This window comes from Amycolatopsis sp. cmx-11-32, assembly GCF_047608695.1.
Lineage (GTDB): Bacteria > Actinomycetota > Actinomycetes > Mycobacteriales > Pseudonocardiaceae > Amycolatopsis.
This window is the reverse complement of sequence record NZ_JADNQN010000003.1, coordinates 166,947-180,784: the sequence shown is the minus strand read 5'-3', so window position 1 is coordinate 180,784 and position 13,838 is coordinate 166,947. Positions and strand designations below refer to the sequence as shown.

The following is a 13,838-nucleotide window of genomic DNA, read 5'->3' as shown; positions in this document are numbered from 1 at the left end:
CAGCTTCTCCACCGCGGCGACGCTGAGTCCTGCGGCGTCACCGACCAGTTGACTGTCGTGACCACCCCGCCTCCGGTGCCCGAAGCGCAAGCCGCTGAGCGCCGAAATGCGACGACCGGGTGTCCTCTACCCCGGTGATTCTTGGTTCTCAACGAGCGCCTTCGCGAAACGACCTACCCACTTTTCGTGCCCAATCTGATCGAGCGCGACGGCCGAACGAGCCCCATCTATAGGTACTCCGTCGATGCTCAGTCATAAGGGGCATTATCACGGTATCTCGCCTCGCCCGAAGTTACGCGTTAAGCGGACGCGTTACTGGTTTAGCGTATCGCGTATCACCTCGAAAACCAGGTTCGCCAGGGAGCGCCGGATTTCGCCGGTGGCGATACCGGCGATCCGCAGGCGGTCGCCCCCCTACCGTGGCCGCATGAACTCACCGATCACGGGCACGGCTGCCGGAGTGCCGTTCACCGCGTTACCACCGGACGGCGACGAGAACACGCCGCTGATCGTCACCTGGCACATGCTGGACGCGCCGAGGTCTGACGCGGCGTTCGCCGCCGCGCTGCCGATGCACGGTCTGCCCGCGTGGCGGGTGCACCTCGGGATGCCGATGTGCGGGGCGCGGATGGTCGACGGCAGCATGGACGCCGGCCTGGCGCTGATGCGCGAGGACGTCCTGATGTCCTTACTGCACCCGTTCGTTCGGCAGGCGACCGAGGAGTTCCCGGCCGCGCTGGCCTCGCTCCGGGCACAGCTGCCGGTCGACGACGGCCCGATCGGAGTGCTCGGCGGCTCACTGGGCGGTGCTGTCGCGTTGCGGGTTCTCGCTGACACCGAGATCCCGGTCTTCGCCGGCGCCATCGTGAACGCCGCTGTCCGGATGCGGTCGGTCGTCGACCTGTTCCCCGGCGACTACCTCTATGACACTGAGTCCGAGAAGGCCGTCGACAGCCTGGACTTCGTTCCCAAGGCGGACGTCCTCGCCGAGCGGGCGCCGTTGCTAATCGTCAGCGGCGAGCGGGACCACCCGGATCTCCGCGCCGACGCGATCCGGCTCGCCGAGGCGATGGGGGACCGGTCCGAGCTGCTGTCGATTCCCGGGCTGGAACATCCGCTGGCCGAGGAGCCCGGCATCGAGCCCGCGCCGCAGCTGCCGTCGGCTCGCGAGGTGGACGCCGGGCTCACCGCCTGGTTCCGGCGCCACCTCGCGCGAACGGGCTAGCTCACCATGCCGCCGTCCACCCGCAGGACCGTGCCGGTCACGTAAGAGGAACGGTCACTCAGCAGCCACGCGGCCGCCTCCGCGACCTCCTCCGGCTCGGCCACTCGTCCCAACGGGGTCTGGGCGTTGAGCTGCTCCAGGATGCCAGGAGAGGCCTCGGCCCACTCGGTGAACATCTCGGTCATCGTCGTGCCGGGGGCGACGGCGTTGATGCGGATCCCTTCCGGGCCATAGGTGACGGCGGCCGAAGCGGTGAGGCTGTTGACGCCTCGCTTCATCGCGCCGTACGCGGGAAGGTCCGGGTTGGCCATCAGGCTGCCGACGCTGGTGTTGTTGACGATGGCGCCGGTTCCCGCGGTGGCCCGGATCGCGGCGATCTCGGCGAGCATCGCCAGCCACGGGCCTTTGAGGTTGACCGCGTAGATGTGGTCGAAATCGGCCTCGGTCACCTGGTCCATCGGGCCGGGCGGCACGTTCGTCGCGCCGTTGTTGAACGCGACGTCGAGCCTGCCGTGCAGTTCCACGGCACGGTCGACGGCCGCGCGCACGCTCGCCGCGTCACCCAAGTCGCACACCACGTGGTCCGCGATGCCGCCCGCCGCGCGGATCTCCTCGGCCACGGTCTTCAGCTGGAGCTCGGTACGGGCGGCGAGCACGACCTTGGCGCCTTCCCTGGCGAACAGCCGCGCCGCAGCGGCACCGATCCCTCGCCCGGCGCCGGTGATGAAAGCGACCTTGCCGTCCAGCAGGCCCGAAACAGTTGTGTTGGTCATGCCTCCGAGAGTTCACCGGCACCGAGGGTCTTATCCAGGCATCGCCGGTACCTGACTGCCGCGCCGCCATCGTCCACACTGGAGGGGTGGACAGACGACAACTGGGCGACTTCCTGCGCAGCAGGCGTGAGCGGATCACCCCCGCCGACGTGGGCCTGCCCGCCGGGCCGCGCCGCCGCACACCGGGACTGCGCCGCGAGGAGGTGGCGCAGCTGGCGTTCATCTCGACCGAGTACTACACGCGGCTGGAGCAGGCCCGCGGTCCTCAGCCTTCCCGCGAGGTCCTGGCGGGGCTGACCAGGGCGCTGCGACTGTCGGACGCGGAACGCGATCACCTGCATCACCTCGCGGGCGCCCCGCCCGGTCCGCCGCCGGGACCGTCCCGTGAGGTCCGCCCGAGCATTCTCGCGTTGTTGCGACGTCTTCCGCAGGCCGCGGCGATCGTGCTGTCCGCGACCTACGAGGTCATCGCCTGGAACGACCTCGCCGCGGCCCTGATGGAGGACTTCTCCGCGCTGCCACGCCGCGATCGCAACCTTGTCCGGCGCGCGTTCCTCGGAACATCGGAGCGACGGATGTACGGGGTGTCCGACGTCGACGAATTCTCCGCGAGCGCGGTCCGGAACCTGCGGGCCACCGCCGGCCGCTATCCCGACGATCCCGAAGTCACCGGACTGATCAGCGAACTCCTCGACGGTAGCGACGTGTTCGCCCGGCTCTGGGCCGCGCACGACGTGTGTGCCGCGCCCACCCTGTGCAAGACCTTCCAGCATCCGATGGTGGGCCCGGTGTCGGTGAACTCCGACGTCCTCGACATCAGCGACCGCGACCAGCAGGTCGTGATCTACACCGCCGAACCCGGCAGCCGGTCGGAAGAGGCGTTGCGGTTGCTATCGGTCGTCGGGACGCAGCGGATGGACGTCCCGCGCTGAACGTTTTGTAGGTTCCCTCGATACCAGTGGATCGACGCGCAGCGCGATCGCCAGCGCGAACCGGCCGGCCGGATCGTCGACCGTGCCACCGAACAGTGTCCGCAACTGCCGGATCCGGTATCGAACGGTCTGGACGTGGACGTGCAGTTCGCCGCCGATCGCCTGCGGCTGGTCAGGGCGCGCGAGCCACGCGGCGAGGGTGGCGGTGAGCCGTTGCCGCGCCGGTTCGGGCAGACCGGCCAGTGGCGCGAGGACGTCCTTCGCGAACTCGGCGGCGAGTTCGGGATCGGCGGTCAGCAACAGGTCGATGCGGTGATCTGTGGTGTGGACGAGGGCGCTGCCGCCGAGCGCGCCGGTGCGGGTCAGCCGCCACAGCGCACTCGCCCGGCGGGCGCTGAGCGCGGCCGAGCGAAGCGGCACCACCGGGCCGACCCCCGCCTGCTCGTGGCCGAGCAGGTCACGCAGCCTGGCGAGGTACCACTCGAACCGGTCGGCGGGCATGACGACGGCCGTGAGGTCGTGGTGGCGGCCGATCAGCACCCGTCCCGGCATCCGGTCGAGCAACTGCGGCGCGACATCGGCATTGGTGACGGCCACGACGAGACGGCCGGGCAACACCCACGCGGCCTGGCTCGCCGCGTCGTCGAGCACGTCGCGGGTGGGCGCCGGTTCGGTGAGCAGGAGGCCGAGGAGCCGGTCCCGCCGCGCTTGCCCGGCCCGCGCCGCCTGTGACCGCGCTTCGGCGTATCCGTCGGCGGCCGCGGCGGAAAGTTCCGCGATGAAGGCGAAAAGTGCCTCGCCGAGCTCGACGATCGCCTGGGTCGGCAGATCCACGGCGGGCGCCGCCGAGGTGAGCTGCCGCCAAACACCCAGCGCGGCCGACTGGTAGAAGCCGAGCATCTCCTCCAGGCTGCGGCCCGCGGTGTGCTGGGCCCTGCCTTGTGCGCGGTAGACCTCGCGGTCGGTGGTGATGTCGGGATGGCCGGTCTCGCTGAAGAAGGCGTCCAGTGCGACGTCGAGGGTGAGGTGGAGGTTCGCCGCGGTGCGATCGTCCAGCGGCGTCCGCAACCCGGCGCGGACCTGGTCCATCGCGGCGGACGCGATCGCGGCGGTGTCCGGCTCCAGCCGGGTCAGCACCGAGGCGTCCAGCCGTCGCCACGGTTGCGCCGACGGCGTAGTCATAGCGACAACATAGAGGTAACCTACAAAACTCCGGACAAGAACGCGCGGCTGGAATCTAGTGAGTCACCCACCATCCGGCGGACGCTGTTCGCGGCATTCGACGACGCATGCAGGAGGCGGCAGTGACACGTTCTCGCTGGAGAAGATTCGTTCGTAGCGCCGCGGTGGCGGGCACCGCGCTGACCCTCGTCGGAATCGGGACACCTGCCCTCGCGGCGGAACGCCAGGTGTACGTCGCCATGGGGGACTCGTTCTCCGCGGGCTCCGTCGTCCTGCCGCAGTCCGATCTGCTCACCTGCGCGCGGTCCGCGATCAACTACGCGGGCCTGCTGGCGAAGCAGCTCAAGGTCGACGAACTGCGTGACGTCACCTGCGGCGCCGCGACCACGGCGAACTTCCCCAACCCGCAGAAGGGCATCATCTCCGGCACCAACCCGCCGCAGTACGACGCGCTCTCGGCCGACACGACACTGGTGACCGTCGGCATCGGCGGCAACGACATCGGACTGGTCGGGCTCGCCACGTCGTGCGTGAACCTGCTTCCGGTGGGCGCGTCGTGCAAGGCGGCCAACACCGCGGGTGGCGTGGACAAGTACGCGAACAAGATCGACGCCTTCGCCGCGACCTACGGCACGGTCATCGAGACCATCCGTCAGCGCGCCCCGCAGGCGAAGATCGTCATGGTCGGCTACCCGACCGGGATCAAGCCCGGTGGCTGCTGGCCGGTCGTCCCGGTGCTGCCGCAGGACGCCGACTACATCCAGGCCAACATCGACCGGCTCAACGCGCGGATGGCCGAGCAGTCCGCGGCGCACGGCGCGAAGTACGTCGACATCCGGACGCCGAGCATCGGTCATGACGCCTGTCAGCCGATCGGCGTCAAATGGATCGAAGGACTGATCCCGTCGGTGGTGAACAACAGCTTCGCGCCGCTGCACCCGAACGCCGCCGGACTCGCGGCCGTGGTGCCGAGCATCCGCAAGGTGCTGTAGCCAACCGCTACTCGCCTACCCACGTGTGACATCGACGGCCCCGGCACGGCTGAGTGGGGAAGTTCCGGGACGTTCAACGTCCCGGAACTTCCCCACTCGGCCCATCCGGGGTTGACCAATCTGGGCGTGGATCGAAGCCAGCGGACAGGCCGATGCCGGTCCGCACCACTCACGAGCTGGTGATCAGGCGGTCGGCGCCCAGTACAGGAGCCGGTTCGGGGAACCGGAGCCCGGGTTGGTCACCTTGTTCGGGGTGGCCGCGTTGATCAGGGCGGTGGCCACCTGTGCGGGCGTGGCGGTCTTGTTGTTCTGCAGGAAACGGGCCGCGACGCCGACCACGTGCGGGGTCGCCATCGAGGTGCCGCTGATGGTGTTCGTCGCGGTGTCGCTGGTGTGCCACGACGACGTGATGCTCGTGCCCGGCGCGAAGATGTCCACCAGGCTGCCGTAGTTGGAGAAGCTGGACCGCGCGTCGGTGTTGGTGGTCGAGCCGACGGTGATCGCCTGGGTCACGCGGGCGGGGGAGAAGCCGGACGCGTTCGCGTTGGAATTCCCGGCGGCCACGCCGTAGGTGACGCCCGCGGCGATCGACCGGCGGACGGCGTCGTCGAGGGTGGTGGAGGCGCCGCCGCCGAGGCTCATGTTGGCCGCGGCGGGCTTGACGTGGTTCTTGGTGACCCAGTCGATGCCGCCGATGACACCGGCGGTGGTGCCGCTGCCGGAGTTGTTGAGCACGCGGACGCCGTAGATCGTGGCGCCCTTGGCGATGCCGTACTGCGAACCGGCGATGGTGCCGGCGACGTGGGTGCCGTGGCCGTTGCCGTCCTGGGCGACGGCGTCGTTGTCGACGAAGTCGTACCCGTTGCGGGCGCGGCCGCCGAAGGTCTGGTGGCTGATCCGCACGCCGGTGTCGATGACGTAGACGTTCACGCCCGCGCCGGTCGAGGTGTAGCTGTAGCGCTGGTCCAGCGGGAGGTTGCGCTGGTCGACGCGGTCGAGACCCCAGGACGGCGGGTTGACCTGCGTCGCGTCCGCGTGGACGACCTGGTTCTGTTCGACGGACACCACTGAGGGGTCGGCGGCGAGGCGCTTGGCCTGTCTCTCCGACAGGGTCGCGGAGAAGCCCTTGAGCGAGCTGCTGTAGACCTGCTCCACCTTCGCGCCGAAGCGACTGGCCAGCGCGCCCACGACGCCGGCATCCTTCAGCGTGACGATGTAGCTGTTCGGGATCGCTTCGGGGGCTCCCGCGGCGAGGATCTGTCCCTCAGCGGCCTGCGCGGGAGCGGCGGTCACGCTGATCGCCACTGCGACCGCGCTCGCCAATCCGGCACGGCACAGCCAACGCGCTTGTCTCATCTCTCGCATGTGTTCGTCCTGTCATTCGCAGGGGACCGGCCGGTCAAGACCACAGCGGCGGAAAGCGGTCCAGCTCGACCGCATGGGACGGCACCTGCCGAATCCCACGAAGATCGAGGTTATTGAGCGTTTGACATGGCCGATATCGACTGAATGGGGCAGGACCCGACCTTCGTCTGACGGCCATTGGCGGCGGGTGCCCTGCACGGAAAGTGCACGTCGCCCCCTCCGTACGCTGTGGACGGAACACCTGCCGAGCATCTGGAGTCCGAACCACCGTGCCTGTCACTTCGAGCCTGCGAGCCGACTGCGAGAACTGCTTCGGTCTGTGCTGTGTCGTCCCGGCCTTCGCGGCGTCAGCCGATTTCGCGATCACCAAACCGGCCGGACAGGCGTGCCCGAACCTGCGCGAGGACTCCCGGTGCGGCATCCACGACAAGCTCCGCAAGACGGGCTTCACCGGCTGCACGGTCTACGACTGCTTCGGCGCGGGCCAGAAGGTCTCCCAGATCACCTTCGACGGCGAGGACTGGCGGAAAGCGCCGAAGACGGCGAAGTCGATGTTCGCGGTCTTCCCGGTGATGCGGGACCTGCAGGAACTGCTCTACTACCTCACCGAAGCGGCCGCCCTGCCGACGTCCGCGACGATCCGCGACGACCTGGCGGCGCTCATCGACCAGACCGAGGCGATGACGCTGCAGCCGCCCGGCGTACTGCGGGAACTGGACGTCCACGCGCACCGGGGCGCGGTGAACGGCCTGCTGCTGCGGGCGAGCGAACTCGCCCGCGCCGATGTGCCGGGCAAGAAGAAGGACCGGCGTGGCGCCGACCTCATCGGCGCGAAGCTCAAGGGCTCGAATCTGCGCGGCGCGCTTCTTCGCGGGGCTTACCTGATCGGCGCGGACCTGCGTGGCGCCGATCTGCGACAGGCCGACGTCATCGGAGTGGACCTGCGCGACGCCGACCTCCGTGGCGCCGATTTCCGGGAGGCCCTCTTCCTCATCCAGTCGCAGTTGGACGCGGCGAAGGGTGACACGACGACGAAGCTGCCGGAGTCGCTCTCACACCCCGCTCACTGGTGATCCTTTGTGGACGATGTCCGCTGCGCGGAAAAGTGTGCATCGGATGAGCGGTTTGACTGCGAGACTGGGCCCATGCGTGCCGATCGCCTGGTGGCCACCCTCCTGCTGATGCAGGCTCGTGGCCGTGTCACGGCTTCCGAGCTGGCCGACGAACTCGAGATCTCGGTCGCCACGGCCCGGCGCGACCTCGAAGCGCTGTCGGCGGCGGGTGTGCCGGTCTACCCGCAGCCGGGACGAGGCGGTGGATGGTCGCTGATCGGCGGCGCTCGGACCGACCTCAGTGGACTGTCGGCGTCGGAAGCGCAGGCGTTGTTCCTGCTCGCCGGGCCGGCGGCGTCGATCTCGCCCGAGGTCAAATCCGCGCTGCGGAAGCTGGTCCGGGCCTTGCCGGATACCTTTCGCGCCGATGCACAGGCCGCCGCGGACGCGGTCGTCATCGACCCGTCGCGATGGGGCGAGCGGGAGAAGGAACGGCCCGAACTGCTCACCGTGCTGCAGGCGGGCATCGTCCGTCGTCGCAAAGTCCGCTTCGGTTACGCGAAGAGGGGCGCGGAACCGGTCGAGCGGGTCGTGGATCCGTGGGGACTCGTGGACAAGGACGACGTCTGGTACCTCATCGCGGGCACCGAGAAGGGTCAGCGCACCTTCCGGGTCGATCGCATCTCCGACGCCGAGGTGAGTGACCTGCCCGCCGGGCGGCCGGACGACTTCGAGTTGTCGCGGGCGTGGGAGCAGGTGGTCGACCAGGTCGAGCGACGCCGGTCGGGGCTGGACGCGACCGTGCTCATCGCCGAGCGGCACCTGCCGATTCTGCAGGACCACTTCGGGCGCCAGTCCATTGTGGAGGAGACGCTCGACGACGGGCGCGTGCGAGTGACGGTGTCGGCACCGGTGGCGTGGATGATCGCCCAGCAACTCGCGGGCTGGGGCTCGATGATCGAGGTGCTGGGCCCGCCGTCGGTGCAGGCAGAACTCGCGCGGATCGGCGCGGAACTGGTCGAGCGCTACGCGACAGCAGTGCGGTAACCCTGAGGGCTGATGCCGTGCTCGCGTTTGAACGCGGTGCTGAGCGCGAACGAACTGCCGTAGCCGACCTGCCGTGCGACCGCGCCGATCGTGACGTCGGGGTGCTGGCGCAGCAGATCCGCGGCGAGTGCGATGCGCCAGCCCGCGAGATAGGCCATCGGCGGTTCGCCAACCGCGGCGGTGAACCGCCGGGCGAACGCGGCACGGGAGACACCGGTGTCGGCCGCGAGAGACGCCACCGTCCACGGCTCGGAAGGTTTGTGCTGCAACAGTTTCAGTGCCCGCCCGACGACGGGGTCGCGGTGGGCGCGGTACCAGGTGGGCGCCGCGGCGCCGGGCCGGTCGAACCAGGTCCGCAGCGCGGCGACCAGGAGCAGGTCGAGCACCCGGTCCAGGACGGCTTCCTGGCCCGGCGTGTCCTTGACGATCTCCCCGGCGAGCAGCGGCACGAGCGGATTCTCCCACTCCTCGTCCCGCACGACGAGCAGCGACGGCAGCGCGTTGAGGAGCCGTTTGCTGATCTCGCCTTCGAGCGGGTACGTGCCGGTGAGCAGCACGACGGGGCCATCCGGGTCGCTGCCCCAGGTGCGGACGCCGAAGTCGGACAGTTCGGTGAGGTGCTGCCCGTCCGGGGTCAGACATTCCTGCCCCGGCAGGATCATCGCCTGCGGCGGTGTGGCCGGATCATCGGCGACGACATACGGATCCGGGCCACGGGCGATGGCGATGTCGCCGGTGCCGAGACGGACGGCGTCCCCGTGATCGGGCACGACCCAGGACTCGCCGCGAACCTGGGCCATCACCGTCAGCGGTGCCTCGTCTGCGACGCGCAGTGACCACGGCGGGGTCATGACCGACTTCAGCAGGAACGCGCCACGCGCACGGGGTCCGTCGAGTAGTCCAGCGAGAGGATCCATGCCGCGAAGTGTAGACGATGAAACATGGAAGAGAGCCTCTGAACTATGTTCCGTCTCATCTCGGGGCGCTTAACTAAGGCCATGACAAACACGAAGAACAACGAGACGGTGCTGGTCCTCGGAGCGACGGGCAAGACCGGGCGCCGCGTGGCGCAGCAACTGACCGACCGGGGGATCGAGGTCCGGAAGGCCTCGCGGCCCGCGTTCGACTGGGACGACCGATCGACCTGGACGGCCGCGGTCACCGGCATCAGCGCGGCCTACCTGACCTACTACCCCGACCTCGCCTTCCCCGGCGCCGCCGAGGCGATCCGCGACTTCTCGAAGCTGGCCGTGGAACACGGCGTCCGTCGGCTGGTGCTGCTGTCCGGCCGCGGCGAGGAGGAAGCCGTGGTCAGCGAACAGGGTGTGCGTGACTCCGGTGCCGAGTGGACGGTCGTGCGGGCCAGCTGGTTCGCCCAGAACTTCAGCGAGCACTTCCTGCTGGAACCGGTGCTCGCCGGCGAGATCGTGCTACCCGCCGGGCAGGTGACCGAACCCTTCATCGACGTCGAGGACATCGTCGACGTCGTGGTGACCGCACTGACCACCGACGGGCACGACGGCCAGGTGTACGAGCTGACGGGGCCCCGGTTGCTGGGTTTCGCGGACGCGGCGGCGGAAATCAGTAAGGCTGCGGGGCAGGATGTCCGGTACGTTCCGGTTTCCGCGGCGGAGTTCGCCGCGGGCGCGGCCGAGCAGGGCGTGCCGGAGGAAGAGATCGAAGGCCTGACCGACTTGTTCACGCGGGTGCTCGACGGCCGGAACGAATCACTCACCGGTGACGTCGAGAAGGTGCTGGGCAGGCCCGCGAGGGACTTCTCCGAGTACGCGGCGAAGGCCGCGGCCACTGGGGTCTGGAATCGATGAGACGAGCGGGGATCGGAAGGGAGGCGACAGGAATGTCGACGCTGAGCGGAATCGTCCTGATCGCGGCCGTCATCGCGGCGGGGTTGATCGCGGGCTTGTTCTACGCCTACACATGCTCGGTCATGCCGGGACTGGCACGGGCCGACGCCCGGACGTACGTGACGGGGATGCGGGAGATCAACATCGCGATCCTCAACGGCTGGTTCGCACTGAGCTTCGGCGGTGCGCCACTGCTCGCCGCGGCGGCGGCGGCGCTGCACTTCCGATCGGAGCTGCGGTCCGCGCTGCCGTGGCTCATCGCGGGGTTCGTGCTGCTGCTGGTGATGCTGATCGTGACCATGGCGATCAACGTGCCGCTGAACAACGCGCTCGAAGCGGGCTTCGACGGGAACAACACCGACTTCGAGGCGCTGCGGGCAAAGTTCGAGGGCGTCTGGGAACGGTGGAACCTGGTCCGGACCCTGGCCGCGATCGGCGGCTTCGGTGCTCTGGTGGGCGGGTTGATCGTGCACGTCCGCGCCTGATCCGCCACCGCGCGTGTGATGAACGGACCTTTCCTAACAAAAATGTGTCAGGAAAGGTCCGTTCATAGTCGGCGGCGAAACCGCCATGGTCACCGGGGAAGTAGGTTGGCTCACCCCGAGAAGACCGGCGGCCAGGACAGCGGCCTCGTGCACGAGCTGCGCGGCCGAGGTCTCCCCGACACCGACGACAATCCGCGTCCTCGACGCCTTCAGCGCTCGTAGTCCGGGGGTGAAACTCCCGATCGCCTTCATCAGATGCACGATGAAGAACTCGAAGTTCTTCGCCATCTCCGGCCGGGACACCGCCTTCCGGCCGCTCGAAACCGGCGGTTCCTCGCTCCCGCTGCCGAGCAGGCGCTGCGGGAGATCCCGCGCGGGTCGTAGGTGATCACCGTGTGGTGCTCGGCGAGCGGGGCGAACATGCCGGAATCGGCTGCACCGCCGGGAACGCACGGCAGCACCGGACCGCTGCCGGTAACGGTTTTCGGGACTTGTCGCCCACCCACGAACGGCGTCAGGAGATTTCGGCGAGTTTCCCCGACAGGTAGGCGCGCTCGGCGTCGGTGCCGGTGAGCGCGAGCGCCTCGCGGTAGGCCTCGGCGGCGTCGGCGAACCGGTCGAGACGCCGGAGGAAGTCCGCGCGGGTCGCGGGAAGCAGGTGATAGCCGGGGAGGTTGCCGTCCGCAGTGAGCTTGTCGACCAGTTCCAGCCCGGCCTCGGGACCTTCGGCCATGGCGACGGCGACCGCGCGGTTCAGTTCGACGACCGGCGAGGGCACGAAACGCAGCAACTCCCCGTAGAGGGCCGCGATCTGGGCCCAGTCGGTGTCGGAGGCGCGGGCCGCCGTCGCGTGACAGGCGGCGATGGCGGCTTGGATCTGGTACTGCCCCGGCACTCCGCGACGGAGCGCGGTCTCCAGCAGTTCGGCGCCCTCGCCGATCTCGGCGGCGTTCCAGCCGCCACGGTCCTGGTCTTCGAGCGAAACAAGGGTGCCCTCGCCGTCGACCCGGGTGGCCCGGCGGGCGTCGTGCAGGAGCAGCAGCGCCAGCAGCCCGAGGACTTCCGGTTCGCCGGACATGAGGTCGGCGAGGACCCTGGCCAGGCGGATGGCCTCCGCGGACAGGTCGGGCCGCAGCAGATCGGTGCCCGCACTGGCCGAGTAACCCTCGTTGAACAGCAGGTACAGCATTCCCAGCACGGCGGACGTGCGTTCGGGCAGCAGATTCGACGGCGGAACGCGGTACGGGATGCCCGCGGTGCGGATCTTCCGTTTCACCCGGACCAGGCGCTGCGACATCGTCGCCTCGGAGACTAGGAACGCGCGGGCGATCTCGGCGGTGGTGAGCCCGGCCAGGGTCCGCAGCGCGAGCGCGACCTGGCCTTCCATCGGCAGGGCGGGGTGGCAGCAGGTGAAGATCAGGCGGAGCCTGTCGTCGCGGACGCCGCTCTCGTCCCACTCCGGCTCGGCGGCCGCGGTCAGTTCGGCGGCTTCTCGCAGCTTCTCCGCGCCGACGGCCTCCCGCCGGATCCGGTCGGTGGCGCGATTGCGGGCGGTGGTGGTCAGCCAGGCACCGGGTTTCGCCGGGATGCCGTCGCGGGGCCAGGTGCGCAGCGCGAGCGCGAACGCCTCCTGGACACACTCCTCGGCCAGATCCCAGTCGCCGGTGACCCGGATCAGGGTGGCGATCACCTGCCCCGACTCCTCCCGGAACGCCTGGGTGATCGCGGCGTCGAGTTCGGCGGTCATCGGAGCAGCCCTTCGAGCAGCGGAACGGTCTTCTCCGGTGGTGGGTACGCGGCGACCTCATCCCGCAGTCGCCTGGCCGTCTCCCGGTAGGCCGGTTCCCGCAGTACGGAGGACACGGCGTCCCGGATGTCGCCCGGTGTCGCCTCGATGACGTCGAGGACCACGCCGAGCCCGAGTTCGGTGACGCGGTCGCCGTTGTGGGGCTGGTCGGCGCCCATCGGCAGCAGGACCATCGGCAGTCCGTGCGCGATCGCGCCGAGCAGGCTGCCCGAGCCGCCGTGGGTGAGGACCGCGTCGCAGTACGGGAGGACGTCGTCCTGCGGCAGGTACTTCGCGAGGTGGATGTGGTCCGGCTGAGGGCCGAACTCCGCCGGGTCGATGAGATTCCCGACGGTCACCACGCAGGTCGCGTCGACCTCCCGCAGGCCGGCCAGCACCCGGCCGAACAGATCGCCGGACTCGGTGTTGAAAATCGTGCCGAGGGTGAAATAGAGCGTCGGCCGTCCCTCGACGTGCCAGCCCGGCACCGGGCCGCGGCCGGGAACGGGTGCGTGGAAGGACTGCGCGGTCGGTGGCAACGGGAAGCGGGGATCGCGGAAGCTCGCGGGGAACGGGGAGAGCACGAGATGGCGGTAGGCCATCTCCAGGTTCCGTTGCGGGGGAAGCCCGTGGTCGGCACGGACCTCGTTGAGCGCGGCGTCGACCAGATCGGGGCGGATGAGGGCACCGGCGGCGGTGACCAGGACGGTCGCGTGGGGAAGACCGAGCTTCTCCGCGACGATCATCGAGCCGTGGTCGGCTTCGTCGCACACGAGCAGATCCGGTGCCCAGTCCTCGCAGAGTGTCGAGATGTCCTCCGCGCGCCGGGGCGCGGTGCGGCGGACGAAACCGTCGCGGAGGTCGGCGTCCTCACGCTCCCGGTCGACGGGGAGCAGCGGGTGCCGGTCGCCCTCGCCGCCGAGGTTGGGGCCCGACGGGAAGGCGGTGAATCCGGCCGCCTCGACGATGGGGACCATCAGCGGCTCGCCGGTGAACGCGATCGTGTGACCCGCGGCGGCGAGCGCGCGGGCGATCGGGAGAAGCGGCCGGAAGTGGCCGTTGCCGCCGGCGAAGCTGAACAGGATACGCACGTGGTCGACCCTATCGGCGGGACCTACGGTTCTTCCCGGCGTT

At 69.4% G+C, this 13,838-nt stretch carries 14 protein-coding genes; 7 read left to right on the top strand and 7 right to left on the bottom strand.

Annotated features, from left to right (window positions below):
- Nucleotides 1-427 precede the first annotated feature (427 nt).
- Nucleotides 428-1,225: an alpha/beta hydrolase family protein gene (locus ACM6LR_RS09630; protein ID WP_414943597.1), complete on the top strand. Its 798-nt coding sequence runs from the start codon at nucleotides 428-430 to the stop codon at nucleotides 1,223-1,225.
- Here the strand turns inward: ACM6LR_RS09630 and ACM6LR_RS09625 are convergent.
- Nucleotides 1,222-1,998 (bottom strand): SDR family NAD(P)-dependent oxidoreductase, encoded by a 777-nt coding sequence (locus ACM6LR_RS09625; protein ID WP_414939041.1) that lies wholly within the window; start codon nucleotides 1,996-1,998, stop codon nucleotides 1,222-1,224. The genes ACM6LR_RS09630 and ACM6LR_RS09625 overlap by 4 nt on opposite strands.
- An 86-nt stretch (nucleotides 1,999-2,084) precedes the next feature.
- Between ACM6LR_RS09625 and ACM6LR_RS09620 the strand changes: the two genes are divergently transcribed.
- On the top strand, nucleotides 2,085-2,930 hold the full coding sequence (locus ACM6LR_RS09620; protein WP_414939042.1) for a helix-turn-helix transcriptional regulator: 846 nt from the start codon (nucleotides 2,085-2,087) through the stop codon (nucleotides 2,928-2,930).
- Here ACM6LR_RS09620 and ACM6LR_RS09615 read toward each other — a convergent pair.
- Nucleotides 2,889-4,112 carry a helix-turn-helix domain-containing protein gene (locus ACM6LR_RS09615; protein ID WP_414939043.1) on the bottom strand — a complete coding sequence of 408 codons (1,224 nt, stop codon included), beginning with the start codon at nucleotides 4,110-4,112 and terminating at the stop codon, nucleotides 2,889-2,891. The genes ACM6LR_RS09620 and ACM6LR_RS09615 overlap by 42 nt on opposite strands.
- Nucleotides 4,113-4,276: 164 nt before the next feature.
- Here ACM6LR_RS09615 and ACM6LR_RS09610 point away from each other — a divergent pair, with 164 nt between their 5' ends.
- Nucleotides 4,277-5,104: an SGNH/GDSL hydrolase family protein gene (locus ACM6LR_RS09610; protein WP_414939158.1), complete on the top strand. Its 828-nt coding sequence runs from the start codon at nucleotides 4,277-4,279 to the stop codon at nucleotides 5,102-5,104.
- 183 nt (nucleotides 5,105-5,287) lie between these two features.
- Here the strand turns inward: ACM6LR_RS09610 and ACM6LR_RS09605 are convergent, their stop codons facing one another.
- Nucleotides 5,288-6,469 (bottom strand): S8 family peptidase, encoded by a 1,182-nt coding sequence (locus ACM6LR_RS09605; RefSeq protein WP_414939044.1) that lies wholly within the window; start codon nucleotides 6,467-6,469, stop codon nucleotides 5,288-5,290.
- 269 nt (nucleotides 6,470-6,738) lie between these two features.
- Between ACM6LR_RS09605 and ACM6LR_RS09600 the strand changes: the two genes are divergently transcribed.
- Both ACM6LR_RS09600 and ACM6LR_RS09595 read left to right on the top strand, forming a co-directional pair.
- Complete coding sequence (locus tag ACM6LR_RS09600) at nucleotides 6,739-7,542, top strand: pentapeptide repeat-containing protein (protein ID WP_414939045.1); 804 nt, start codon at nucleotides 6,739-6,741, stop codon at nucleotides 7,540-7,542.
- A gap of 72 nt (nucleotides 7,543-7,614) precedes the next feature.
- A complete protein-coding gene (locus ACM6LR_RS09595; protein ID WP_414943596.1) occupies nucleotides 7,615-8,568 on the top strand; it encodes a helix-turn-helix transcriptional regulator in 954 nt (317 codons plus the stop codon).
- Here ACM6LR_RS09595 and ACM6LR_RS09590 read toward each other — a convergent pair.
- Nucleotides 8,547-9,485 (bottom strand): AraC family transcriptional regulator, encoded by a 939-nt coding sequence (locus ACM6LR_RS09590; protein ID WP_414939047.1) that lies wholly within the window; start codon nucleotides 9,483-9,485, stop codon nucleotides 8,547-8,549. The genes ACM6LR_RS09595 and ACM6LR_RS09590 overlap by 22 nt on opposite strands.
- A gap of 81 nt (nucleotides 9,486-9,566) precedes the next feature.
- On the opposite strand from ACM6LR_RS09590, the gene ACM6LR_RS09585 reads away from it, so the two are divergent.
- Nucleotides 9,567-10,394 carry an NmrA family transcriptional regulator gene (locus ACM6LR_RS09585; RefSeq protein ID WP_414939048.1) on the top strand — a complete coding sequence of 276 codons (828 nt, stop codon included), beginning with the start codon at nucleotides 9,567-9,569 and terminating at the stop codon, nucleotides 10,392-10,394.
- A 32-nt stretch (nucleotides 10,395-10,426) separates the two neighbouring features.
- Complete coding sequence (locus ACM6LR_RS09580) at nucleotides 10,427-10,918, top strand: DUF1772 domain-containing protein (protein WP_414943595.1); 492 nt, start codon at nucleotides 10,427-10,429, stop codon at nucleotides 10,916-10,918.
- A gap of 33 nt (nucleotides 10,919-10,951) precedes the next feature.
- Here the strand turns inward: ACM6LR_RS09580 and ACM6LR_RS09575 are convergent, their stop codons facing one another.
- The 3 genes from ACM6LR_RS09575 to ACM6LR_RS09565 form a co-directional block, all read right to left on the bottom strand.
- On the bottom strand, nucleotides 10,952-11,221 hold the full coding sequence (locus tag ACM6LR_RS09575) for a hypothetical protein (RefSeq protein WP_414943594.1): 270 nt from the start codon (nucleotides 11,219-11,221) through the stop codon (nucleotides 10,952-10,954).
- Between the two features lie 211 nt (nucleotides 11,222-11,432).
- Nucleotides 11,433-12,665 carry an RNA polymerase sigma factor gene (locus ACM6LR_RS09570; RefSeq protein WP_414939051.1) on the bottom strand — a complete coding sequence of 411 codons (1,233 nt, stop codon included), beginning with the start codon at nucleotides 12,663-12,665 and terminating at the stop codon, nucleotides 11,433-11,435.
- On the bottom strand, nucleotides 12,662-13,795 hold the full coding sequence (locus ACM6LR_RS09565; protein ID WP_414939052.1) for a glycosyltransferase: 1,134 nt from the start codon (nucleotides 13,793-13,795) through the stop codon (nucleotides 12,662-12,664). Before ACM6LR_RS09565 ends, ACM6LR_RS09570 begins: the two co-directional genes overlap by 4 nt.
- Nucleotides 13,796-13,838 lie beyond the last annotated feature (43 nt).

What these genes read in the sequence shown, in the direction of transcription:
- ACM6LR_RS09630 (WP_414943597.1), top strand. Translation starts at nt 428, where the DNA reads ATGAACTCACCGATCACGGGCACGGCTGCCGGAGTGCCGTTCACCGCG.
- ACM6LR_RS09625 (WP_414939041.1), bottom strand. Translation starts at nt 1,998, where the DNA reads ATGACCAACACAACTGTTTCGGGCCTGCTGGACGGCAAGGTCGCTTTC.
- ACM6LR_RS09615 (WP_414939043.1), bottom strand. Translation starts at nt 4,112, where the DNA reads ATGACTACGCCGTCGGCGCAACCGTGGCGACGGCTGGACGCCTCGGTG.
- ACM6LR_RS09605 (WP_414939044.1), bottom strand. Translation starts at nt 6,469, where the DNA reads ATGCGAGAGATGAGACAAGCGCGTTGGCTGTGCCGTGCCGGATTGGCG.
- ACM6LR_RS09595 (WP_414943596.1), top strand. Translation starts at nt 7,615, where the DNA reads ATGCGTGCCGATCGCCTGGTGGCCACCCTCCTGCTGATGCAGGCTCGT.
- ACM6LR_RS09590 (WP_414939047.1), bottom strand. Translation starts at nt 9,485, where the DNA reads ATGGATCCTCTCGCTGGACTACTCGACGGACCCCGTGCGCGTGGCGCG.
- ACM6LR_RS09585 (WP_414939048.1), top strand. Translation starts at nt 9,567, where the DNA reads ATGACAAACACGAAGAACAACGAGACGGTGCTGGTCCTCGGAGCGACG.
- ACM6LR_RS09580 (WP_414943595.1), top strand. Translation starts at nt 10,427, where the DNA reads ATGTCGACGCTGAGCGGAATCGTCCTGATCGCGGCCGTCATCGCGGCG.
- ACM6LR_RS09570 (WP_414939051.1), bottom strand. Translation starts at nt 12,665, where the DNA reads ATGACCGCCGAACTCGACGCCGCGATCACCCAGGCGTTCCGGGAGGAG.